Annotated in this window: 14 protein-coding genes; 11 read left to right on the top strand and 3 right to left on the bottom strand. The window is 71.6% G+C overall.

The features are described 5' to 3' along the window. Nucleotides 1-23 precede the first annotated feature (23 nt). The 7 genes from V1227_RS23390 (at nucleotide 24) to V1227_RS23360 (ending at nucleotide 9,414) form a co-directional block, all read left to right on the top strand. Nucleotides 24-1,943, top strand: coding sequence for a molybdopterin oxidoreductase family protein (locus V1227_RS23390; RefSeq protein WP_329787691.1), 1,920 nt, complete (start codon nucleotides 24-26; stop codon nucleotides 1,941-1,943). Continuing rightward, complete coding sequence (locus tag V1227_RS23385; protein ID WP_329787690.1) at nucleotides 1,940-3,406, top strand: FAD-dependent oxidoreductase; 1,467 nt, start codon at nucleotides 1,940-1,942, stop codon at nucleotides 3,404-3,406. The genes V1227_RS23390 and V1227_RS23385 overlap by 4 nt, the downstream gene beginning before the upstream one ends. A 101-nt stretch (nucleotides 3,407-3,507) precedes the next feature. Then, complete coding sequence (locus tag V1227_RS23380; RefSeq protein ID WP_329787689.1) at nucleotides 3,508-4,809, top strand: nitrate/nitrite transporter; 1,302 nt, start codon at nucleotides 3,508-3,510, stop codon at nucleotides 4,807-4,809. A gap of 111 nt (nucleotides 4,810-4,920) precedes the next feature. Beyond that, the gene (gene nirB / locus V1227_RS23375) at nucleotides 4,921-7,377 is read left to right on the top strand and encodes a nitrite reductase large subunit NirB (protein WP_329787688.1); all 2,457 of its coding nucleotides are present in this window, start codon (nucleotides 4,921-4,923) and stop codon (nucleotides 7,375-7,377) included. Continuing rightward, the gene (nirD, locus tag V1227_RS23370) at nucleotides 7,374-7,688 is read left to right on the top strand and encodes a nitrite reductase small subunit NirD (protein ID WP_329787687.1); all 315 of its coding nucleotides are present in this window, start codon (nucleotides 7,374-7,376) and stop codon (nucleotides 7,686-7,688) included. The genes nirB and nirD overlap by 4 nt, the downstream gene beginning before the upstream one ends. Further along, a complete protein-coding gene (locus V1227_RS23365) occupies nucleotides 7,685-8,773 on the top strand; it encodes a uroporphyrinogen-III synthase (protein ID WP_329787686.1) in 1,089 nt (362 codons plus the stop codon). Before nirD ends, V1227_RS23365 begins: the two co-directional genes overlap by 4 nt. Then, nucleotides 8,770-9,414: a sirohydrochlorin chelatase gene (locus V1227_RS23360; RefSeq protein ID WP_329787685.1), complete on the top strand. Its 645-nt coding sequence runs from the start codon at nucleotides 8,770-8,772 to the stop codon at nucleotides 9,412-9,414. The genes V1227_RS23365 and V1227_RS23360 overlap by 4 nt, the downstream gene beginning before the upstream one ends. Nucleotides 9,415-9,582: 168 nt before the next feature. On the opposite strand, the gene V1227_RS23355 is transcribed toward V1227_RS23360, so the two are convergent. Next, on the bottom strand, nucleotides 9,583-9,906 hold the full coding sequence (locus tag V1227_RS23355) for an MGMT family protein (RefSeq protein WP_236220168.1): 324 nt from the start codon (nucleotides 9,904-9,906) through the stop codon (nucleotides 9,583-9,585). A 644-nt stretch (nucleotides 9,907-10,550) separates the two neighbouring features. Here V1227_RS23355 and V1227_RS23350 point away from each other — a divergent pair. Then, the gene (locus V1227_RS23350) at nucleotides 10,551-12,560 is read left to right on the top strand and encodes a putative bifunctional diguanylate cyclase/phosphodiesterase (protein WP_329787684.1); all 2,010 of its coding nucleotides are present in this window, start codon (nucleotides 10,551-10,553) and stop codon (nucleotides 12,558-12,560) included. On the opposite strand, the gene V1227_RS23345 is transcribed toward V1227_RS23350, so the two are convergent. Next, a complete protein-coding gene (locus V1227_RS23345; protein WP_329787683.1) occupies nucleotides 12,557-13,555 on the bottom strand; it encodes an alpha/beta hydrolase in 999 nt (332 codons plus the stop codon). The two genes, V1227_RS23350 and V1227_RS23345, sit on opposite strands and share 4 nt — an antisense overlap. 18 nt (nucleotides 13,556-13,573) lie before the next feature. Continuing rightward, nucleotides 13,574-14,887 carry a cytochrome P450 gene (locus V1227_RS23340; protein WP_329787682.1) on the bottom strand — a complete coding sequence of 438 codons (1,314 nt, stop codon included), beginning with the start codon at nucleotides 14,885-14,887 and terminating at the stop codon, nucleotides 13,574-13,576. A gap of 163 nt (nucleotides 14,888-15,050) precedes the next feature. On the opposite strand from V1227_RS23340, the gene V1227_RS23335 reads away from it, so the two are divergent. The 3 genes from V1227_RS23335 to V1227_RS23325 all read left to right on the top strand — a co-directional run bounded on the left by V1227_RS23335 (nucleotide 15,051) and on the right by V1227_RS23325 (nucleotide 21,369). Then, nucleotides 15,051-15,866: an SAM-dependent methyltransferase gene (locus V1227_RS23335; protein WP_329787681.1), complete on the top strand. Its 816-nt coding sequence runs from the start codon at nucleotides 15,051-15,053 to the stop codon at nucleotides 15,864-15,866. A 105-nt stretch (nucleotides 15,867-15,971) separates the two neighbouring features. Further along, the gene (locus V1227_RS23330; protein ID WP_329787680.1) at nucleotides 15,972-18,092 is read left to right on the top strand and encodes a putative bifunctional diguanylate cyclase/phosphodiesterase; all 2,121 of its coding nucleotides are present in this window, start codon (nucleotides 15,972-15,974) and stop codon (nucleotides 18,090-18,092) included. A 139-nt stretch (nucleotides 18,093-18,231) separates the two neighbouring features. Then, the gene (locus tag V1227_RS23325; RefSeq protein ID WP_329787679.1) at nucleotides 18,232-21,369 is read left to right on the top strand and encodes an ATP-dependent helicase; all 3,138 of its coding nucleotides are present in this window, start codon (nucleotides 18,232-18,234) and stop codon (nucleotides 21,367-21,369) included. Nucleotides 21,370-21,393 lie beyond the last annotated feature (24 nt).

The following is a 21,393-nucleotide window of genomic DNA, read 5'->3' as shown; positions in this document are numbered from 1 at the left end:
CTTACTGCGCGCTGCAGTGCTCCATGAGCGTCATCGACGGCCAGGTGGCCCCTGGTCCCGGTGGGCTGTGCCAGAAGGGCTGGACGGCGGGGGAGCTGCTGCGCCACCCCGGCCGGCTCACCACCCCGCTGCTGCACGGCCGGCCCGTCTCGTGGGACGAGGCGCTCGACTTCGTGGCGGCGAAGATCCTCTCGTACGAACGCGACGAGGTCGCCGTGTTCGGCGGCGGCGGCCTGACCAACGAAAAGGCCTACGCCCTCGGGAAGTTCGCCCGCGTGGCGTTGAAGACCTCGCAGATCGACTACAACGGCCGGTTCTGCATGTCGTCGGCCGCGGCGGCGGGCAACAGGGCGTTCGGGCTGGACCGCGGGCTGCCGTTCCCGTTGGCGGACCTGCGTTCCGCGGACACGGTGCTGCTCGCGGGCTCCAACCCGGCCGAGACCATGCCGCCGTTCCTGCGGCACCTGGAAGGCCCGCGGCTGATCGTCGTCGACCCGCGCCGCACGCCCACCGCCGAACGCGCGACGCTGCACCTGCAGCCCGCGCCGGGCACGGACCTGGCCCTCGCGCTGGGCCTGCTGCACACGGCCGTCGTCGAGGGCGTGATCGACAAGGAGTACGTCTCCGAGCGCACCAGCGGTTTCGACGAGGCGTGGCGGATCGCGGCGCGGTGGTGGCCCGAGCACACCGAACGCGTCACGGGTGTCTCCGCCGCCGACCAGCGCGCGGCCGTGCAGATGCTGGCCGGGCGGTCGTACGTGCTGACCGGCCGGGGCAGCGAGCAGCACGCGTCCGGCACCGACACCGTCTCGGCGTGGATCAACCTGGCCCTCGCGCTGGGGCTCCCCGGACGCGCCGGCTCCGGCTACGGCTGCCTGACCGGGCAGGGCAACGGCCAGGGCGGCCGCGAGCACGGCCAGAAGGCGGACCAGCTGCCCGGCTACCGCAAGATCGACGACCCGGTGGCGCGCCGCCACGTCATGGACGTCTGGGGCGTCTCCGAGCTCCCCGGACCCGGCCGCAGCGCCTACGAGCTGCTCGTCGCCGACGACATCAAGGCGATGCTCGTGTTCGGCAGCAACCCGGTGGTGTCCGCACCCCGCGCGTCCGGGGTCGTCGACCGCTTCGAGGCACTGGACCTGCTGGTGGTGGCGGACTTCGTGATGTCCGAGACCGCGGCGATGGCCGACGTTGTGTTCCCGGTCACGCAGTGGGCTGAGGAAGATGGCACCATGACCAACCTCGAGGGCCGGATCATCAGGCGGCGCAAGGCACTCGACCCGCCGCCCGGTGTCCGCAGCGACCTGGAGCTGCTGCACGGCCTCGCGTCCCGCCTCGGCGTGGACCGCGGGTTCCCCGTGGAGCCGCGGGAGGTCTTCGAGGAACTGCGCAGGGCCTCCGCCGGCGGCCCGTCCGACTACTCGGGCATCACCTACGAACGCCTGGAGTCCGAGCAGCTGCACTGGCCGGTGCCGTCGGTGGACCACCCCGGCACGCCCCGGCTCTTCCTCGACCGGTTCGCGCACCCGGACGGGCTCGCGCGCTTCGTCCCCGTCGACCACCGGGGCCCGGCCGAGCCGCCGGACGACGAGTTCCCGTTGCAGGCCACCACCGGACGGGTCCTGCAGCACTACCAGTCGGGGGCGCAGACGCGGCGGATCGGCGAGCTGCTGAAGGCCGTTCCCGAGATGTACGTGGAGATGCACCCGGACACGGCGCACCGGGCGGGGCTCGCCGCGGGCGAGCTCGCGCACGTCGTGTCCCGGCGGGGAACGGTGACGGCGGCCGTGCGGTGCGTGCCGAGCATGCGCGCCGACGCGGTGTTCCTGCCGTTCCACTTCCCCGGTGACGGGCGGGCGAACCTCCTCACCAACCCCGCGCTCGACCCCACGAGCCGGATGCCCGAGTTCAAGGTGTGCGCGGTGCGATTGGAGCGGGCATGAGGCGAGTTGTGATCGTGGGCTACGGCATGGCGGGTGCGCGGCTGGCGGACGAGATCCGCCGCCGCGACCAGGACATCTCCATCACGGTGGTCGGCGCCGAGCCGCACGCCGCGTACAACCGGGTGCTGTTGTCGACGGTGGTGGCGGGCGCGATGACGCCGGAGTCGACGCGGCTGCACGACGACGGGTGGGCCGAGGCGCACGGCATCGACCTGCGGCTGGGCCGCGAGGTGGTGGGCATCGACCGCGCCGCGCGAACGGTGCTGGTCGCACCCGCCGACGCCGAGCCGGCTTCCCCCGAAGTCGTTGCGCACGAGGCCGTCCCCTACGACGCCCTCGTGCTCGCCACCGGCAGCGTCCCCCGGGTACCTCCCGCCGAAGGCCTGACCGAGGACGGCGGGCTCGCCGCCGGCGTCGTCGCGTTCCGCACCCTCGACGACTGCGCCCGGATCGAGGCCGGGGCCCGCAAGGGCATGCCGGTCGTCGTCCTCGGCGGTGGCCTGCTCGGCATCGAGGCCGCCCGCGGCCTGGCCGGGCGCGGGTGCCTGGTCACGGTCGTCCACCCCGTCGGCCACCTCATGGAACGCCAGCTCGACCCCGGCGCCGGCAGCGTCCTCGCCCGGACGCTGGGCCGGCTCGGCATCGAGTTCCGGCTGAACGCCCTGGCCGCCAAGTACCTGCCCGGTGACGGCCTCGTCCTCGACGACGGCAGCCACGTCCCGGCCGAGCTGGTCGTGGTGTCGGCCGGTGTGCGCGCCGAGACGTCGCTGGCGGTCGAAGCCGGGCTGGCGGTCGACCGCGGCATCGTCGTGGACGACGCGCTGCGCACGAGCGACCCGCGCATCCACGCCATCGGCGACTGCGCGCAGCACCCCGGCACGGTGTCCGGCCTCGTGCAGCCCGCGTGGGACCAGGCCGCGGTGCTCGCGGACCGCCTGACCGGCGCCGACCCGGCCGCCCGCTACCGGGGCACCTCGGTCGTCACGCGGCTGAAGGCGCGGGACGTGGACCTGGCGGCGCTGGGGGACGTGCACACCGATGTGGACTGCCCGGACTCGGAGGTCCTGTGCTTCCAGGAACCCTCGCGCGGGCGGTACGCGAAGCTCGTGCTGCGCGACGACCGCGTGGCCGGCGCGATCGTGCTGGGCGCGCCGGACGCGGCCGCCACGATCACGCAGCTCTACGACCGCGGCATCCCCGCGCCGACGGACCGGCTCGCGCTGCTGCTCGGCCGCGCGCTGCCCGCGGAGGCCGCGTCACCCGCCGACCTGCCGTCCAGCGCGGTGATCTGCCGTTGCAACACCGTCTCCAAGGGACAGATCGTGTCGGCCTGGCGGGCGGGCGCGCAGTCGTTGCCGCAGCTCGCGGAGGCCACGCGCGCGACGACGGGCTGCGGTGGCTGCAAGGACGCGGTGTGCGGGCTGCTCGACTGGCTCGGGGCCTCACAGCCCGCTCCGGCGTGATGTGCGGCGGAGTTGCCTCCGCCGTCACCGCGCAGAACGCCTCGGTAATCCGCTGTTCCTAGGTTCTTCGTCAGTCGCCGAACCCCTTGTGGAGGACGTTCATGAGCTGGATCGACCACTGGGAGCCGGAGAAGCCCGAGTTCTGGGAGTCCACCGGCAAGCGCATCGCCCGCAAGAACCTGGCGTTGAGCATCTTCGCGGAGAACCTCGGGTTCAGCGTGTGGGTGCTGATGAGCATCGTGGTGGTGAGCCTCGGCTCCGTGGGCTTCGACTTCAGCGTCGGCCAGCAGTTCTGGCTGCTGATCGTGCCGAACCTGGTCGGTGCCGTGCTGCGGGTGCCGTACACGTTCGCCGTGCCGAGGTTCGGCGGGCGGCTGTGGACGACGATCAGCGCCGGGTTGCTGCTGATCCCGTGCACGATGCTCGCCTACGCGGTGTCCACGCCGGGCACCCCGTACTGGTTCTTCCTGCTCACCTCGGCCGCGATGGGTCTCGGCGGCGGCAACTTCTCGTCGTCGATGGCGAACATCTCGTTCTTCTACCCGGAGGGCAAGAAGGGCCTGGCGCTCGGCATGAACGCCGCCGGCGGCAACCTCGGTGTCGCGGTCACGCAGCTCGTCGTGCCGTTCGTGATCACGATCGGCACCGGGATCCACCTCGCCTACGCGGCGCTGATCTGGATGCCGTTCATCGTGCTGGCCACGGCGCTCGCGTGGTTCTTCATGGACAGCCTCACGCAGGCGAAGCCGGACGGGCAGTCGTACAGGCTCGCGATGTCGAACATGCACACGTGGGTGATGTCGTTCCTGTACATCGGCACGTTCGGGTCGTTCATCGGGTACTCGTTCGCGTTCCCGTCGCTGATCAAGCTGAGCTTCGTCGACCACAGGGGCTGGGTCGCGCTCGCCTTCCTCGGCGCGCTCATCGGTTCGGTGGCACGGCCGTTCGGCGGCTGGCTCGCCGACCGGGTCGGTGGCGCGAAGGTGACGCTCGGGACGTTCGTCGGGCTCGCGATCGGCACGATCGGCGTGATGGTCAGCGTCGACTCGCGGAACTTCGCGCTGTTCTTCGGTTCGTTCATCGCGCTGTTCGTGCTGGCGGGCGTCGGCAACGGCTCGACGTACCGGATGATCCCGGCGATCTTCCGCACCCAGTCCGACGACGACAAGTCGGCCAAGCGCCAGGCCGCCGCCGTGGTCGGCATCGCCGGTGCGATCGGCGCCGCCGGCGGGGTGCTGGTGAACCTCGTCTTCAAGTTCTCGCTGGAGGGCTCGAAGACGCTGACGCCCGCGCTGACCGCGATCCTCGTCTTCTACGCGCTCTGCCTCGGCACGACGTGGTGGTTCTACCTGCGGCGCAACGTGTTCGCGGCACGGCCCTCGCTCGCCTACGCAGGCGTGTGACGCACACCGCCTGAACTGCGGCGGGAGTTTCCTTTAACAACCGCGAAATACCGCGGACCTTGGGATGACACGCCGCCCGGTGAGCATACCGGGCGGAAGGAGGTATGCCCGATGAACCAGACATTGGTCGTGATCGGCAACGGCATGGTCGGCCACCGGCTCGTCGAGATCCTTCGTGAGTCGTCCTGGCGGATCGTGGTGTTCGGCGAGGAGTCACGTCCCGCGTACGACCGCGTCGCGCTGTCGTCCTATGTAGACAGCTGGAGCTCGGCGGACCTGGAGCTGCCGGCGTTGACCGGGTGCGAGCTGCGCCTCGGCGAGAAGGCCGTCTCGGTGGACCGCGAGCGGCGCGTGGTGGTCGGTGCCTCCGGCGTCGAGGTCTCCTACGACGTGCTGGTGCTGGCCACGGGCTCGGTGCCGTTCGTGCCGCCCGTGCCCGGCCGCGACCTGCCCGGCTGCCACGTCTACCGGACCATCGACGACCTGGACGACATCCGGGCGACGGTGGAGGCGGCCTCCCGCCCCGGCCGGCGTTCCGGCATGGTCCTCGGCGGCGGCCTGCTCGGGCTGGAGGCGGCCAACGCGCTGCGCGGCATGGGGGTCTCGCCGCACGTCGTCGAACTGGCTCCGCGGCTCATGCCGATCCAGGTCGACGAGGGCGGAGCCGGGCTGCTCAAGCGCCTGGTCGAGAAGCTCGACCTGACCGTGCACACCGGGACCTCCGCCTCCTCGATCGAACGCGACGGCCAGCGGCTGATCGCCAAGCTCGCGAGCGGTCTCGAGCTCGACCTCGACGTGGTGGTGTTCAGCGCCGGCATCCGGCCGCGCACCGACCTCGACCTCGGCCTGGAGCTGGGCCCGCGCGGCGGCTACCTGGTCGACGCCGCCTGCCGCACCGCCGACCCGCACGTGTTCGCGATCGGCGAGTGCGCCGCGGTCGAGGGCGCGACCTACGGCCTCGTCGCTCCCGGCTACTCGATGGCCGAGGTGGTCGCGGACCGGATCCGCGGCGGCACCAAGGTGTTCCCCGGCGCCGACGTGTCCACGAAGCTGAAGCTGCTCGGCGTCGACGTGGCGTCGTTCGGCGACGCGCACGCCCAGACCGAGGGAGCGCTGGAAGTCGTCGTCAACAACGCCGTCGCCGGCACCTACAGCAAGCTCGTGGTGTCGGACGACGCCCGCACGCTGCTCGGCGGCGTGCTGGTGGGCGACGCCTCGTCGTACCTGTCGCTGCGGCCGTTGGTGGGCAAGGAGGTCCCGCCCGGCCTGCTGCAGCCGGGCGGCTCCGTCGACGTCGAGATGCCCGCGGACGCGCAGGTCTGCTCCTGCCTCGCGGTGACCAAGCAGACGATCACCGACGCGATCGTGTCCGGTGTCGCGTGCGACGTGGCCGAGCTGAAGGCGTGCACCAAGGCCGGCACGGGCTGCGGCTCGTGCGTGCCGATGCTGAAGAAGCTGCTGACCGAGTGCGGTGTCGAGCAGTCCAAGGCGCTGTGCGAGCACTTCTCCTACTCGCGCGCCGAGCTGTTCGAGATCATCCGGGCGACCCGCGTCACGACGTTCTCCGCGTTGGTGCAGAAGCACGGCACCGGACGTGGCTGCGACATCTGCAAGCCCGCGGTCGCGTCGATCCTGGCGTCGCTCGGCAACGGGCACATCCTCGGCTCGGAGCAGGTGTCCCTGCAGGACACCAACGACAGGTTCCTCGCGAACCTGCAGCGCAACGGCACCTACTCGGTCGTGCCGCGCATCCCCGGCGGGGAGATCACGCCGGAGAAGCTGATCGTCATCGGCGAGGTGGCCCGCGACTACGGCCTCTACACCAAGATCACCGGTGGCCAGCGCATCGACCTGTTCGGCGCGACCGTCGACCAGCTCCCGGAGATCTGGCGCCGCCTCGTCGACGCGGGCTTCGAGTCGGGGCACGCGTACGGCAAGTCGCTGCGCACGGTGAAGTCCTGCGTCGGCACGACGTGGTGCCGCTACGGCGTGCAAGACTCGGTCGGTCTCGCGATCGAGCTGGAGCTGCGCTACCGCGGGCTGCGGTCGCCGCACAAGCTCAAGTCGGCGGTCTCCGGCTGTGCGCGTGAGTGCGCCGAAGCCCGCAGCAAGGACTTCGGCATCATCGCGACGGAGAACGGCTGGAACCTCTACGTGGCCGGCAACGGCGGCTTCACCCCGCGCCACGCCGACCTGCTGGTGTCCGATGTGGACACCGAGGAGCTGATCCGCGTGATCGACCGCTTCCTGATGTTCTACATCCGCACCGCCGACCGCCTGCAGCGCACCGCGGCCTGGCTGGAAGGGCTCGACGGCGGGCTCGACCACCTGCGCGAGGTCGTCGTCGAGGACAAGCTCGGCATCTGCGCCGAGCTGGAGGCCGCGATGGCGGCGCACGTCTCCGACTACGCCGACGAGTGGCGCGGCGTGCTGGAGGACCCGGAGAAGCTCGCGCGGTTCACGTCGTTCGTGAACGCGCCCGGCACCCCCGACCCCACGATCTCGTTCCGCGCTGAGCGTGGCCAGCGCGTTCCCGTCTCCCTCGGCATCCCGGAGGTGGCCAGGTGACCGTCGTCTGCGACTTCGAGGCTTTGCGTCCCGAGCAGGGTGTCGCGGCGTTGCTGCCGGACGGTTCCCAGGTGGCGGTGTTCCTGACCGCGGACGGCACCCTGCACGCCCTCGACAACGTCGACCCGTTCAGCGGCGCCGCGGTGCTGTCGCGCGGCATCGTCGGCGACCGCGGCGGCGTCCCCGTCGTGGTGTCGCCGGTTTACAAGCAGGCGTTCGAGCTGTCCACCGGCAAGTGCCTGGACGAGCCGTCGGTGTCCGTTGCGGTGCACCCGGTGCGCGTGCGTGACGGTGTCGTGGAGCTGACGTGACGGGCCCGCTGGCGGGCTTCACGGTCGGCGTCACCGCGGCCCGGCGGGCCGACGAGCTCATCGCGCTGCTGGAGCGCAAGGGCGCCTCCGTCCTGCACGGCCCGGCCCTGCGCATCGTCCCCCTGCCCGACGACGCCACCCTGCACGCCGCCACCACCGAACTGGTGTCCTCCCCGGTCGACGTCGTCGTGGCGACCACCGCGATCGGCTTCCGGGGCTGGTTCGAGGCAGCCGAGGGCTGGGGCCTGGCGAGCCGCCTGCACCGGGCGCTGTCGCCGGCCGTCGTCCTGCCCCGCGGCCCGAAGGCGAAGGGAGCGGTCCGCGCGGCGGGCCTGGTCGAGGCCTGGTCCCCGTCGTCCGAGTCGAACGCCGAGCTGCTGCAGTACCTGCTGAGGATGGGCGTCTCCGGCAAGCGCGTCGCCGTCCAGCTGCACGGCGAACCGCTGCCCGACTTCGTGAACACCCTGGAGGCCGCCGGCGCCGAGGTCGTCGAGATCCCGGTCTACCGCTGGGAACCCCCGACGGACATCGGCCCCCTGCACCGGCTGATCGACGCCGTGATCGCCGGGCAGGTGGACGCGCTGACGTTCACCAGCGCCCCGGCCGCCTCGTCGGTGCTGCGCACGGCTCCCGACCACGCCGCCCTGGTCGCCGCGTTGCGCCGCCTGCTCGTCGTCGGTGTCGGCGCCATCACGGCCGGTCCGCTGGTGGCCGCGGGGATTCCCGTCGTGCAGCCCGCCCGGTCGCGGATCGGGTCGATGGTGCGGGAGCTGGCCCTGGAGCTGCCTTCCCGCGCCACCCGGCTGCGGATCGCGTCCCGCGACATGGAGATGCGAGCGCAGGCCGTGGTCGTCGACGGCGAGCTCCGGCCCGTCGCACCGGCGCCGATGGCCGTGCTGCGGACGCTCGTCGCAGCGCGCGGCCGGGTGGTGTCGCGTCAGGACCTGTTGGCCGCGTTGCCTTCCGGCGGGGAGGAGCACGCCGTCGAGACGGCGATCGGGCGGTTGCGGACCGCCCTGGGGTCGCCGCAGATGGTGTGCACGGTCGTGAAGCGGGGGTACCGGCTGGCCATGGAGCCCGCATGAAGCTCGTTCTGGCGTTCCACGGGACGCGGTCCGCTACCGGGATCGCGGTGTGCTCGGAGATCGCGGACCTGGTCCGTGCGCACGTCGACGTGCCGGTTGTGGTGGCTTACGCCGACGTGCTGCAGCCGGACGTCCGGTCCGTCGTGGACGGACCCTGCGTCGTCGTGCCGGTGTTCCTGGCCGCCGGGTACCACGTCCGGGTCGACATCCCCGAGCAGATCGGGCCGCGCGGCGACGTCGTGCTGACCCCGCCGCTGGGGTTGGCCGCGGTGCCCGCCGTGCGGGACCGGTTGCGGGAGGCGGGTTTCCGCCGCGGCGACGCAGTCGTGCTCGCCGCGGCGGGCTCTTCCGACGCTCGGGCGCTGGCCGCTGTCCGCGCCGCGGCCGGGATGCTGGGAGCCGAGGCGGTGGGGTACGTCGCCACGGCTTCGCCCCGGATCGCCGACGTGGTGGCCGCTGTCCGGGGACGGCGCCGGGTGGTGGTCGCCTCGTGGCTGCTGGCGCCCGGGGCGTTCCACTCCGTGCTGGAGGGGTGCGGGGCGGACCTGGTCTCCTCGCCGGTGGGAGCGCATCCACTGGTGGTGGAGGCGTTGGTGCGGCGGTACTCCGAGGCTCGGGCCGGGATGGTTCGGTCGGCTTGAGCCTTCGCGAGGTGCTCGTCTTGGGGCGGTGGTCGCCTTGGGGCCTGTGTCGCGCGTGGTTGCGTCATCGCCGCTGATCAGAGCCGTGTGGTCCGGACGGCTCGGCTTCGGCTTCGCGGGAGAGGAGGCCGCGGTGCGTCCCGCGGCCCGGCGGCCGTCAGCGCCTCTCTACCAGAGCCCCGGCTCCTCGTCGGCTTCCGCGCGCGCGTCCTCCCAGCGGTACTCCCGCAGGTCCACCTTGCCGCCCAGGTTCGGGACGCCCTCCTCGTGGAGGAGCTGGAGCTGCGTGTCGCGCAGGTGCGGGGCGCAGGTGCCGTCGGCCTTGAGGACGCGTTGCCACGGGAGGTCGTGGCCGTCCTCGTTCAGGATGCGGCCCACCAGGCGGGGGGACGGGGCCTTCGCGAGATCTGCGATGTCGCCGTAGGTGGCGACTCGTCCGCGCGGGATGGCCTTGATGCGGTCGCGGACCCGCTCGTGGATCTCTTCGTCCATGCGCGGAGTCTAGTCGGGCGGTACCGGCTGGGAAGCGGTGCGCAGCCAGCGCAGGAACAGCACCAGCCATCGTCGGGGCATGCGGTTCGGTCCGTTCGGCTCGCGGGAGGGCCGGCTCCCGGGAACGTGCGGGGAGCCGTGGGAACGGACCACCGTAGAAGCCGTTCGGGTGAGGACGACAGTGCCCGATAGGGTGGTTCGGAGGTCACTCGCACGGTCCAGCAGCCGGGTGCCCCACCTCGACGCTCGTGCCGGCGATGTCACCTGTTCATGTTGGCTGACAAAGGAAATACCGGGAGAAAGCCCAGGAAGGCCGACGTGTGAGGCTCCAACGTCCAAGAGCGGAGCGAATGCCTCTACCGCGTTGCGGTGCGCACCGGTAACTTCCTCGCGTTGACCGCACGGGGCGAGGGCGCTGACGAGCGTTGAGGGACGTGTCCTTGTACTCTGGGGTCAGTCGTACGGCCTTAAACCACGCTGTAGTGTCGGAGGATCACACGGTTGGCGCAATGGGCGCCGACTGCCGGTGGGTAAACTGCCGGACACTCTCCACCCCATACAGGGCAACGGGAATGACGAAACCGAGCCGAAGACCCGATGCCGCTCCACCCGCGGACACCGCCGCCGTCCGGGCGCGAGAAGCCTTGTCGCGCAAGTGGAGCTACCTGCTCAGCAGTGTCGTCGTTGTCGCTCTGAGCCGAGACGAGCTGGACGCCGAACTGGGCGCCCTGCTCGACGACCTGTGCGCGGCGCTGCACGCCGAGCCGTTCGACCTCGCCCCGTTCGAAGAGGTCGGCGAACGGCTCGTCGCTCTGGGCTACGTCACCGAACCCGGGCTCAAGCGCACGGTCGACGTGCTCGGCAAGGGTCTGCTGGGGCTCGAGGAGTTCCGCGGGCGCGAGCAGCACGCGGTGCGGGTCGTCGGCGGCATCGGTGCGGTCGCCTGCGGGTACACCGCCGCGCGGACGCGCTCGATCCTGGACCAGCAGGACAGCATGCAGCGGGCGTTGCTCAAGGCGGCCCACGACGCGCAGCGGGACCTCCGCCAGAGCGAGGCGAAGTTCGAGGGCATCGCGTCCTCGTCCACCAACGGCGTCCTGATCGTCGGTCTCGACGGCAGGCTGGCGTGGGGCAACGAGTCGATCGCCGAGATCATCGGGCGCTCGCCGGAGCCGGGCACGAGGCTCATGGAGCTCATCGCGCCCAGCTCGATCGTCGTGTTCCGCGAGATGATGGAACGGGTTCTCGCCGAGCGCGGCGAGTTCGAGCGCGAACCGGTGCAGCTGGTGCGCGGCGACGGCGAGCTGGCCAGGGTGACGCTGACGGCGTCGCTGATCAGGGACGAGCAGGGCAAACCGAGCCACGTCCTGGTGATGGCGGACGACGACACGGAACTCGCCCTGCTGCAGGGAGAGCTGCGCAGGCAGTCGCTGCACGACGTGCTGACCGGGCTGCCCAACCGGCAGTTCTTCACCACCCACCTCGAAACGGCGCTGCGCCGGGCCGATCCCGAGTTCGGCGTCACGGTCCTCCAGCTCGACCTCGACGCGTTCGGGTTGGTGTGCAACACCCTCGGCGCGAAGGTCGGCGAGCACCTGCTGCAGCACGTCGCGCGCAGGCTGCAGGCGTTGCTGTTCCGCGAGAAGGCGATGGTCGCCCGGTTCGACGGCGACGAGTTCGGCATCCTCCTCGAGAACACCGCGACCACGCCGGACATCGCGACGATCATGAGCGCGATCAACGCCGACCTCGGCGAACCGACCTATGTGGACGATCACGGCCTGGCGGTGTCGGTGAGCGCGGGCGTGGTGCACCAGCCCTCGCCCGACGTCGACCCGGTCGAGCTGCTGCGCATGGCGGACCTGGCGCTGCGGCAGGCGAAACGGGACCGCCGCGGGCAGTGGGAGGTCTTCCACACCGACGAGGACTCCGCCGGGCGCCGTGACGCCGCGCTGGCCGTCGTCATGCCGGGCGCGTGGGAGCAGGGCGACATCGGCGTCGTCTACCAGCCGGTCCGCGAACTGGCCACGGGCGCGCTCGCCGGCGTGGAGGCGTTGCTGCACTGGGACCTCTCGGACCGGTGCGCGGCGCTCGCGGACGCGAGCGGGCTCATCCTGCCGATGGGCGAGTGGCTGATCAGGATCTCAGCGGGCCAGGCGCAGTGGTGGCGCCAGCGCGGTGAGCTCGACCAGCAGTTCGGCGTGCGGCTCACGCACCACCAGTCGACCGACGCGGACCTGGTGTCCCGCGTCGCGAATGTGCTGGAGGAGACCGGGATGCCGGCCGGCGGGCTGACCCTGAGCATGCCGGTCGGCGTGCTGGGCGTGGCCGACGCCGCGGACAACCTCGGCACGCTCGCGGACAGGGGTGTGCGGATCGCGCTCGACGACTTCGGCCTCGGGCCGCGGGACCTCGCCTGGCTGTCCCGGCTGCCCGTGGCATCCGTGCTGGTGCCGACGGACCTGGTGCGGCGGCAGGACCCCCGGTCCGCCCTGCTGGTGCAGGCCGTGCACGACCTGGGCGTCACCGTGTGCGTCGACGGAGTCGAGACCGCCGAGCAGGCGAAGTGGTGGGAGCAAGCGGGCGCCGACCTCGCGATCGGCGCCCACTTCGGGTCCCCGCACGACGCGGGGGAGTTCCTGCGGCGGCTCTAGAGGCTGCGCTGCCACGAGATGACGGCCGCGTGGTAGCGGTTGGCGTTCTGCGTGTCGAAGTTGAAGACGTGGCCGTACCCGTTGACCACGAACGCGTCCAACCGCGGTGCCTTGCCGTAGAACGGCTTCTCCGACCTGACCAGCGCCGCGGGCGACGAGCAGTCGGCGCCCAGCGGCGGGGTGCCGCAGAAGTAGTCGGCCGAGGTCTGCACCGTCATCACCGGCACGTCGATGGTGCTGCTGGCGGGGAGCACGATGTTCGACATCAACGCGGTCGTCACGAACTCGCTCGCGGACACGACGTCCTTCGTGGACTCGTCGAGGCTGACCACCGCGGAGTTGTTCGGCCCCGGCGCGTGGAACATGGCGTAACGCGTTCCCGGCGCCGTCGTCAGGTAGCCGACGTCGAGACCGCGCAGGGCCAGCTTCGCGTCGAGCACGGCCGGGATGAGGTTCGTCAGCGCCGGCACGGCGCGGATGTAGTCCCACTGGTGGGTCATGCCGGTGACGAGGACGCCGTCGACGTCGCGGTACCGGGCGGCCTCGGCCATCGCGATGGCCGAACCGATGGAGTGCCCGCCCACTAACACCTTCGAGAACCGCGGGCGCAGCTTCTGGATGATCTGGTGCACCGCCTGCGCCTGGTTGGGGACGTCGACCAGGATGCTGAGCGGCTTCGAGCTCTTGCCGGAGCCGATGCGGTCCACCGCCATGGTGGCGACGCCCGCGTTGTTCATGGCACGCACGACGGACCGCGGCCCGTTGTCCACCGGGATGTCCCAGTAACCGCTCGTGTAGGTGCCACCGGGGACGAGCACCTGGACCGTCTTCGCCCCCCGGGGGACGCACAACCTTCCGTACATCACCTGCTGGACGAGGCCGAACTGAACGGGCGTGTACACGTCCTCGCAGGTGGTCTGGGCGGCGCTCGCCGGTGCGGGGACCGGTAGGAGCGCGGCGAGCAGCGCGGCGGCACAGAGCCGACGGAAACGCATGGGGGAACAAACCTCCAACTAGCGGGGGACGACCTGCATCATCAGGTCGCTGGGGTAGGCCGCATTGGTGAACCTGGTGCGCACGGGCCGTTCGGGGACCAGCCGGTAGCGCGAGCAGATCGTCGCCACCACGACGGCGATCTCGGTCAGGGCGAAGTGGTTGCCGATGCACTGGTGGATGCCGCCGCCGAACGGGACGAACGCGCCCTTGGGCAGCTGCTTCGCGCGTTCGGGCGTCCAGCGGTCCGGGTCGAAGCGCTCGGGGTCCGGGAAGTGCAGGGGGTCGTGGTGCAGCGTGTGCGGGCTGAGGATCACCTCGGTGCCCGGTGCCAGGCGGGCGCCGCCGAGCTCGACCTCCTCGGCCGTGCGGCGCATGACGAGCCAGAGCGGGTACTTCCGCAGGACCTCGTTCGCCACCTGGCCGACGTACGTCAGCTCCGGCACGTCGTCGATCGTGACCGGACGCCCGCCCAGCACCTCGTCGACCTCCGCCAGCACCCGCCGTTCGACCTCGGGGTTGGCGGCGATCTCGTGGAAGACCCAGGCCAGCGCGAGCGCGGTGGTCTCGATCCCCGCGGTGAGCAGCGTGACGACCTCGTCGAAGACCTGCTCGTCGGTCATCGGGCGGCCGGTCTCGGAGTCCCGCGCGGCCAGCAGGGTCGAGAGCAGGTCACCGTGGTCGGTGTCGTCGTCGCGGCGGCTCTCGACGACCTCGTGCACGATCGCGCGCATCCGGGAGATGGCACCGTCGAACTCGCGGTTGGCCGGGATGGGCAGCTTCTCGACGAAGCCGGGGGACAGCGCGCGCAGGATGCCGTTCTTGATGATGACGAAGACCGACCGGCGGGCCTCGTCGATCGCCTTGCGGCCGATCTCGGTGGAGAAGAGCGCCTCACCGACGATCGTCACGGCGAGGCCCTGCATGTCCGCTTCGAGCCGCCGCACCTGGCCCGGCCGCCACGTCCCCAGCAGGTCCTCCGTCGCGCGGACCATCGTGGCGGCGTAGCCCGCGATCCGGTCCCGGTGGAACGCCGGCTGCACCATCCGCCGCTGGCGCAGGTGGAAGGCCCCGTTGGACAGGGCGAGCCCGTTGCCGACGAACGGCCGGAACTTGTCGTACATCCGGCCCTTGTGGAACTTCGGCGCGTCGGTGACCAGCACCTGGTGCGTCAACCGCGGACTGGCGACGAACAAAGTCCGCAACGGTCCCAAATGGACTTCCACGAGATCACCACGACCGCGCAAATTACCGGTGAAAGCGAATCTTTTCCTGAGCATTGGCAACGTGTGTCCGAAAAATGGCAGCCTACCGGGTGCCACCGGGACAGGCATCATCGCTCCTCGCGACGGTGAAAGAGGCGCCCTACCATAGGAGTCATTCAGTCGGCCAGAACAGTGGCCGATCGGGTGGCGTGCGTTCACACGAGCGGCCTAACCGTGTGCGCTTCGTGCATGACTAAGCTTGTGCGTCCGCAACCCGAAGAGGTGGACCGACGTGACCCAAGACCAGAGCTGGATTCCGCAGAACGTCGATGTCTCCGTGCCCAGCGCGGCGCGGGTCTACGACTACCTCCTCGGTGGCGCGCACAACTTCGCGGTCGACCGCCTGATGGGCGACAAGGCCGAGGAGATGATGCCGAACTCGCGCAGCGCCGCCAGGCTCAACCGGGCTTTCCTGCGCCGGGCGGTGCGGTTCATGACCGACCAGGGCGTGCGGCAGTTCCTCGACATCGGGTCCGGCATCCCGACCGTGGCCAACGTGCACGAGGTCGCCCAGGAGCAGGCGCCCGGCAGCCGGGTCGTCTACGTGGACCGCGACCCCGTGGCCGTCGCGCACGGCGAGCTCATCGTCGCGGGCAACGACCAGGTCAGCGTGCTGCAGGCCGACATGCGCGACCCCGACAGCATCCTCACCAGTCCCGAGGTGAAGCGGCTGCTGGACTTCGACCAGCCGATCGGCCTGCTGCTGCTCTTCATGGTGCACTGGGTGCCCGACGAGGCCGATCCGCAGAGCCTGCTCAAGCGCTACCGCGATGCGTTGCCGAGCGGGAGCTACCTCGCGATCTCGCACATGGCGGGTGACCACGTCAACGACGAGGCCAGGGCCGTCACGGACAGGATGAGCAAGTCGGGCGGTGGCGATGTCGCCTACCGCGACCGCCACGAGGTCGAGGCGTTCTTCGGCGATTTCGAACTGGTCGAACCGGGACTCGTCAAGTTCGCCGAATGGCGTCCTACCGGACCCGGCGACATCTCCGACGACCCGGCGGTGAACAGGATCGCGTTCGCGGGGGTCGGTCGAAAGCCATAGCGAATATCGATAGAGTGATGTTGATTCACGCTGCCGGTTGAGGTCGGGCCGACTGTGCGTGGGTAAACTGCCGGACATTCCGAGCCGTGACGAGGCAGCCCCCGAATGCCCAAGCCGAGTCGAATACCCGATGTCACGCCGTCGCCCGAGGACGCTGCAAGGGCGAGGCAGACGCTTGCCCGGAAATGGTCCTACCGGCTGCTCGGAGCGGTCGCGATTCCGCTCGGCCGTGATGATCTCGACGCCCGGCTGGGTGACGAGCTCGACGCGTTGTGCGCACTGCTGCACGAGGAGAAGTTCAACCCGATCGCGGCCGAGCGCATCGGCGCCGGGCTCGCGGGTCTCGGCCACCTCGGCCGGCTCGGCCTGCGCTGCACCGCCGAGGTGCTCGGCAGGGGCCTGCCCGCGCTGCCGGAGTTCCAGCCGGTCGAGCGGTACGCGGACCGGATCGCGCACGCGATGGGCGCGATCGGCGCCGGCTTCACCGGGGCGAACACCGAGTCCGTGCTCGCGCAGCAGGAGAGCATGCAGAGGTCGCTGCTCAAGGCCGTGCGCGACGCGAACTGGAACCTCAAGGAGAGCGAGGCCCGCTTCAACGAGGTCGTCACGGCCTCCACGAACGGCGTGCTGATGGTCGGCCTCGACGGGCGGCTGCTCAGCGTCAACGCGGCTGTCGGCGACATCCTCGGCCGCACCTCCGACGAGCTGACCGGCATGCCGCTGCTCGACCTGGTCGAGGACGGCTTCACCGAGGTGCTGCGGCAGGCGATGACCGACCTCGCGTCCGGTGCCGCCGAGCGCGTCCGGCAGTCGCAACGGTTGCTGCGCGAGGACGGCGAGACCGCGCGGGTGACGCTGACGGCGTCGCTGCTGCGCGGTGCCGACTCGGAGCCGATCCAGTTCGTCGTGGTGGTCGAGGACGGCACCGAGCTCGCGCTGCTGCAGGGCGAGCTGCAGCGCCAGGCGCTGCACGACCCGCTGACAGGCCTGCCGAACAAGCAGTTCTTCACCACGCAGCTGGAGATCGCGCTGCGCAGGGGCGATCCCGCGCACGGCATCACGGTCTTCCACCTCGACCTCGACGCGTTCGGCATGCTGCGCGACACCTTCGGCGGCCGGGTCGTCGAACAGCTGCTGCAGCACGTGGCGCAGCGGCTGAAGGCGCTGCTGCCCGGCGACAGGGTCATGATCGCCCGGTTCGGCGACGACGAGTTCGGCGTCCTGCTCGAGAACACGCCGGCCACGCCGGACATCGACGCGATCATGAAGAAGATCAACGACGACCTGCTGCTCGAGCCGACGTTCCTGGACGGCCACGGGCTCGCCGTGTCGATGAGCGCCGGCGTCGTGCGGAAGCCGGACAGCGACGCCGAACCGCTCGACGTGCTGCGCTCCGCGGAACGGGCGCTGCGCCGCGCCAAGAGGGGCAGGCGCGGGCAGTGGGAGCTGTTCCACGCCGGTCAGGACGCGGAGGAGCGCCGCGACGACGCGCTGGCCGTGGCCATGCCGGCCGCGTGGGAGGACGGCGAGATCACCGTGCGGTACCGGCGGGTCGTCGCTCTCGCCGACGGCGCGGTCACCGGTGTCGAGGCCGCCCTGCACTGGGACAGGCCGGACTCGCCGGTGCTGGACCACGAGCGCTGCGCCGCGCTGGCCGAGCAGACCGGGCTGATCCTGCCGCTCGGCGAGTGGGTGCTGCGGGTGGCCGCCGGCCAGTCGGCGTGGTGGCGGCAGCGCCGGCAGTTCGACCGCGCCCTCGCCGTGCGGCTCACCGCCCACCAGGCCGCCGACGCCGACCTCGTCTCGCGGGTGGTGAAGGTGCTCGACGAGACCGGGACGCCCGCCGACCGGCTGATGATCAGCATGCCCGGCGACGTGCTGCCGATGGCCGACGCGGCCGACAACCTCGCGGTGCTGGCGCGCATGGGCGTGCTGACCGCGATCGACGACTTCGGGCTGGGACCGCTCGACTTCGGCCTGCTCTCGCACGACCTGCCGGTGCAGGCGGTCCGGGTGGCCCGCCGGCTCGTCGAGAGCCGGTCGCCGTACGTGGCGGCGCTGCTGCCGTTGCTGCGGGAGCAGGGTGTCTCGGTCGCGGTCGACGGGGTCTCGAGCGCCGAGCAGGCTTCGTGGTGGCGGGACGCCGGGGCGGACTTCGCGACCGGCGACCACTTCGGCGCGGCCCGCACGCCGGGCGACTTCCTGCAGGACCTCGAACAGGGCTGACCCCTCGGTGAGCGGTCTCACACCGCCGTGGGAGCGTGCTGGACAACGGCCCTTCACCGAGGACCGGCGGCACCACCCCGGCGTGCTCCGTTCGGCGGGCGTCTCTGATCTTGTCGGTGCAGCGTGGTGAAATCGGTCCGTGGCACTTGCACCCCAGCTGGTCCGCCGGAAGCCGGAGACGCGCCCGCGTCCCCGGTGGGACGCCGCTGCGCAGCGGGTCTTCGCGCACGAGGGCTTCCTGCGCGTGCTCGGCGGCCCCGGCACGGGCAAGACGACGCTGCTCGCCGAGCTGGCCGCGCACGTGGTGCTGGAGCACGGCGCCGATCCCGAGAACGTGCTGGTGCTCACGGCGAACAGGCGCGCGTCGGCGGCGTTGCGCGCGCAGATCACCCAGCTGCTGACGGGCCGCCTGTCCGCGATCCGCGAGCCGTTGGTGCGGACCGTCCACTCCTACGCGTTCGCGGTGCTGCGCAACCAGGCAGTGCTGCTCGGCGAGCCCCCGCCCCGGCTGCTGTCCGGTCCGGACCAGGACGCGATGGTGCGCGAGCTGCTGGCCGGTGACGTGGAGTCGGGCGCTCTCAAGTGGCCGGAGCGGCTGCGGCCCGCCCTGGAACTGCCGGGCTTCGCGCACGAGCTGCGGGACCTGCTGCTGAGGGCGGCGGAACGAGGCCTCGGGCCGGAGGACCTGATCGAGCTCGGTGAGCAGCACGGGCGCGACGAGTGGGTGGCCGCCGGGCGGTTCGGCGCGCAGTACGAGGCCGTGAACCTGCTGTCCGGCATGGACTCGGCGACGGCGTACGCACCCGCCTACGACGCGGCCGAGCTGGTGTCGTCGGCGTACGCGGCGTTCGTGAACGACGAGGAGCTGCTGTTCGGCGAACGGCGCCGTGTGCGGTACCTGCTGGTCGACGACGCACAGCACCTCGACCCGATGCAGTACTCGCTGATCCGCACGCTCGGCGCGGGGGCCACGCGGTTCGTCCTGGCGGGCGACCCGGACCAGGCGATCTTCACGTTCCGCGGCGCCGACCCGGAGATCCTGCGGGACGTCGCGGGGGAGACGGTCGTGCTGCGGCAGTCGCACCGGATGATGCCGGAGATCCGGGACGCGGTCGCGCGGCTGGCCGCCCGCCTGCCGGGTGCCTCCCCGGCTCGCACCGTCGACCCGGTCGACGGCGAGGGGTCCGTGCAGGTGCGGCTGCTCGCCTCGTCCGCGCAGGAGGCGACGTGGGTGGCGGACCAGCTCCGGCGCTCCCACCTGGCCGACGAGGTGCCGTGGTCGCGGATGGCCGTCGTGGTGCGCTCGGCGACGTTGTCCCTGCCGGTCCTGCAACGGGCCCTGCTCGCCGCCGGGATCCCGGTGGCGGTGGCGTCGGACGAGCTGCCGCTGGCGCAGCAGCCTTCCGTGCGCCCGCTGCTCGCCCTGATCCGTGCCGCCGCCTCGCCCGGCTCGCTGGACGAGGACACGGCGGCGATGCTGCTGTCGTCCTCGTACGGTGGCGCGGACCCGCTGGCGCTGCGGCGGTTGCGGCGAGGGCTCCGGCGCCTGGAGATGGCGGCGGGAGGCGACCGGCCGAGCGGCGACCTGCTGGTGGAGGTCGTCGAGGACGGGGACCGGCTGGCGGCGCTGGAGGACGCGGAGTCCCTGCCGGCGCGGAGGATCGCGCACCTGCTGTCGCTGGCGCGCAAGGCAGTCGAGTCCGGGAAGTCCGTCGAGGCCGTGCTGTGGGACCTGTGGACGGCCACCGGGCTGCAGGACCGCTGGGTGGCGCAGTCGGCGCGGCGCGGCATGCCGGGCATGCAGGCGGACAGGGACCTCGACGCGATCGTGGCGCTGTTCGAGGCGGCCGCGAAGTACGTCGACCGGCTGCCGGGGTCCGGTGTGGCCGGGTTCGCGGACTACCTGGAGTCGCAGCGGATCGTCGGCGACACCCTGGCCGCCTCGGCTCCGACCGGCGAGGCGGTGTCGGTGCTGACGGCGCACTCCGCGGCCGGGCGCGAGTGGGAGGTCGTCGCGGTGCCCGGCGTCCAGGAGGGCAGCTGGCCCGACCTGCGGCTGCGCGGCACGGTCCTCGGCGTCGAACGCATGGTGGACGTGCTGGCCGGGCTGGAGCCGTCGGTGTCCGCGGTGGCGCCGATCCTCGCGGAGGAACGCCGCCTGCTGCTGGTCGCGGCCTCGCGGGCGCGGTCGAAGCTGCTGATCAGCGCCGTTCGGGGTGAGGACGAGCAGCCGTCGCGGTTCCTCGACGAGATCGAGTCGTCGTCCGCGGACGAGCGCAAGCTGCACCGGCCGCAGCGCGGTCTGGTGCTCGGCGAGCTCGTCGGCGAGCTGCGCCGGGTCGTGTGCTCGGACTCCGAGGACCCGGCCAGGCGTGAGCGCGCCGCCGTGCAGCTGGCCCGGCTGGCGGAGGCCGGCGTGCCCGGTGCGCACCCGGAATCCTGGTACGGCTTGGCGGAGGTGTCCGCGGACGCTCCACTGTGGACGGAGGACCAGAAGGTCAGCGTGACGCCGTCGACCATCGAGGTGATCACGAAGTGCCCGCTGCGGTGGGTCGTCGAGCGCCACGGCGGCCAGGACCCGGCCGAGCTGGCCTCGGTCACGGGCACGCTGGTCCACGCACTCGCGCAGGCCGCCGCCTCGGGTGCCGACTCCGCGCAGCTGCGGGCGAAGCTGGACGAGGCGTGGGCCGCCGTCGACGCGGGCGCCCCCTGGTTCTCCCGCCGCGAACGGATGCGCGTGGAGAAGATGCTCGACACGTTCCTCGCGTGGCTCACGATGAGCCGCAGCCAGCTCACGCAGGTCGCGGTCGAGGAGGAGATGGTCGTCGAGGTCCCCAAGCGCGACGGGGGCCCGTGGTTGCAGGTCCGCGGACGCGTCGACCGCCTGGAGCACGACGAGGACGGCCGCCCCGTCGTGATCGACCTCAAGACCGGCAAGAGCCCGGTGTCCCGCGAGGCCTCGCAGGAGCACCCGCAGCTCGCCGTCTACCAGCTGGCGTCGTCGCTGGGCGGCTTCACCCACATCGGACTGGGAACAGAGCCGGGTGGCGCCCGGTTGCTGTACGTGGCGAAGGAGGACAAGAAGACAGGAGCCGTCGAGCGCACGCAGGCGCCCCTGGACGAACAGGGCGTCCGGGCGTGGCTGGAAGTCGTGCAGGGAGCGGCGGAGTCGGTGCTCGGACCCGAGTACACGGCGCGGGAGAACGCGGACTGCGACAGGTGCCCGGCACGCACCACGTGCCCCGTCCACCCGTCCGGGCGACAGGTGAGTGAATAGGCGTTCCGGCGTGCGTAGGAAGAT

Origin of the sequence: Lentzea sp. DG1S-22, assembly GCF_036321065.1 — a bacterium.
GTDB classification, from domain to species: Bacteria; Actinomycetota; Actinomycetes; order Mycobacteriales; family Pseudonocardiaceae; genus Lentzea; species Lentzea jiangxiensis.
Note: the sequence above shows the minus strand (reverse complement) of the source record. Positions and strands in the feature narration are given on the sequence as shown.

Coding starts and splice junctions, on each gene's coding strand:
- V1227_RS23390 (WP_329787691.1), top strand. CDS start 24: ATGAGCGTCATCGACGGCCAGGTGGCCCCTGGTCCCGGTGGGCTGTGC.
- V1227_RS23385 (WP_329787690.1), top strand. CDS start 1,940: ATGAGGCGAGTTGTGATCGTGGGCTACGGCATGGCGGGTGCGCGGCTG.
- V1227_RS23380 (WP_329787689.1), top strand. CDS start 3,508: ATGAGCTGGATCGACCACTGGGAGCCGGAGAAGCCCGAGTTCTGGGAG.
- nirB (WP_329787688.1), top strand. CDS start 4,921: ATGAACCAGACATTGGTCGTGATCGGCAACGGCATGGTCGGCCACCGG.
- V1227_RS23360 (WP_329787685.1), top strand. CDS start 8,770: ATGAAGCTCGTTCTGGCGTTCCACGGGACGCGGTCCGCTACCGGGATC.
- V1227_RS23355 (WP_236220168.1), bottom strand. CDS start 9,906: ATGGACGAAGAGATCCACGAGCGGGTCCGCGACCGCATCAAGGCCATC.
- V1227_RS23345 (WP_329787683.1), bottom strand. CDS start 13,555: ATGCGTTTCCGTCGGCTCTGTGCCGCCGCGCTGCTCGCCGCGCTCCTA.
- V1227_RS23340 (WP_329787682.1), bottom strand. CDS start 14,887: ATGCCTGTCCCGGTGGCACCCGGTAGGCTGCCATTTTTCGGACACACG.
- V1227_RS23330 (WP_329787680.1), top strand. CDS start 15,972: ATGCCCAAGCCGAGTCGAATACCCGATGTCACGCCGTCGCCCGAGGAC.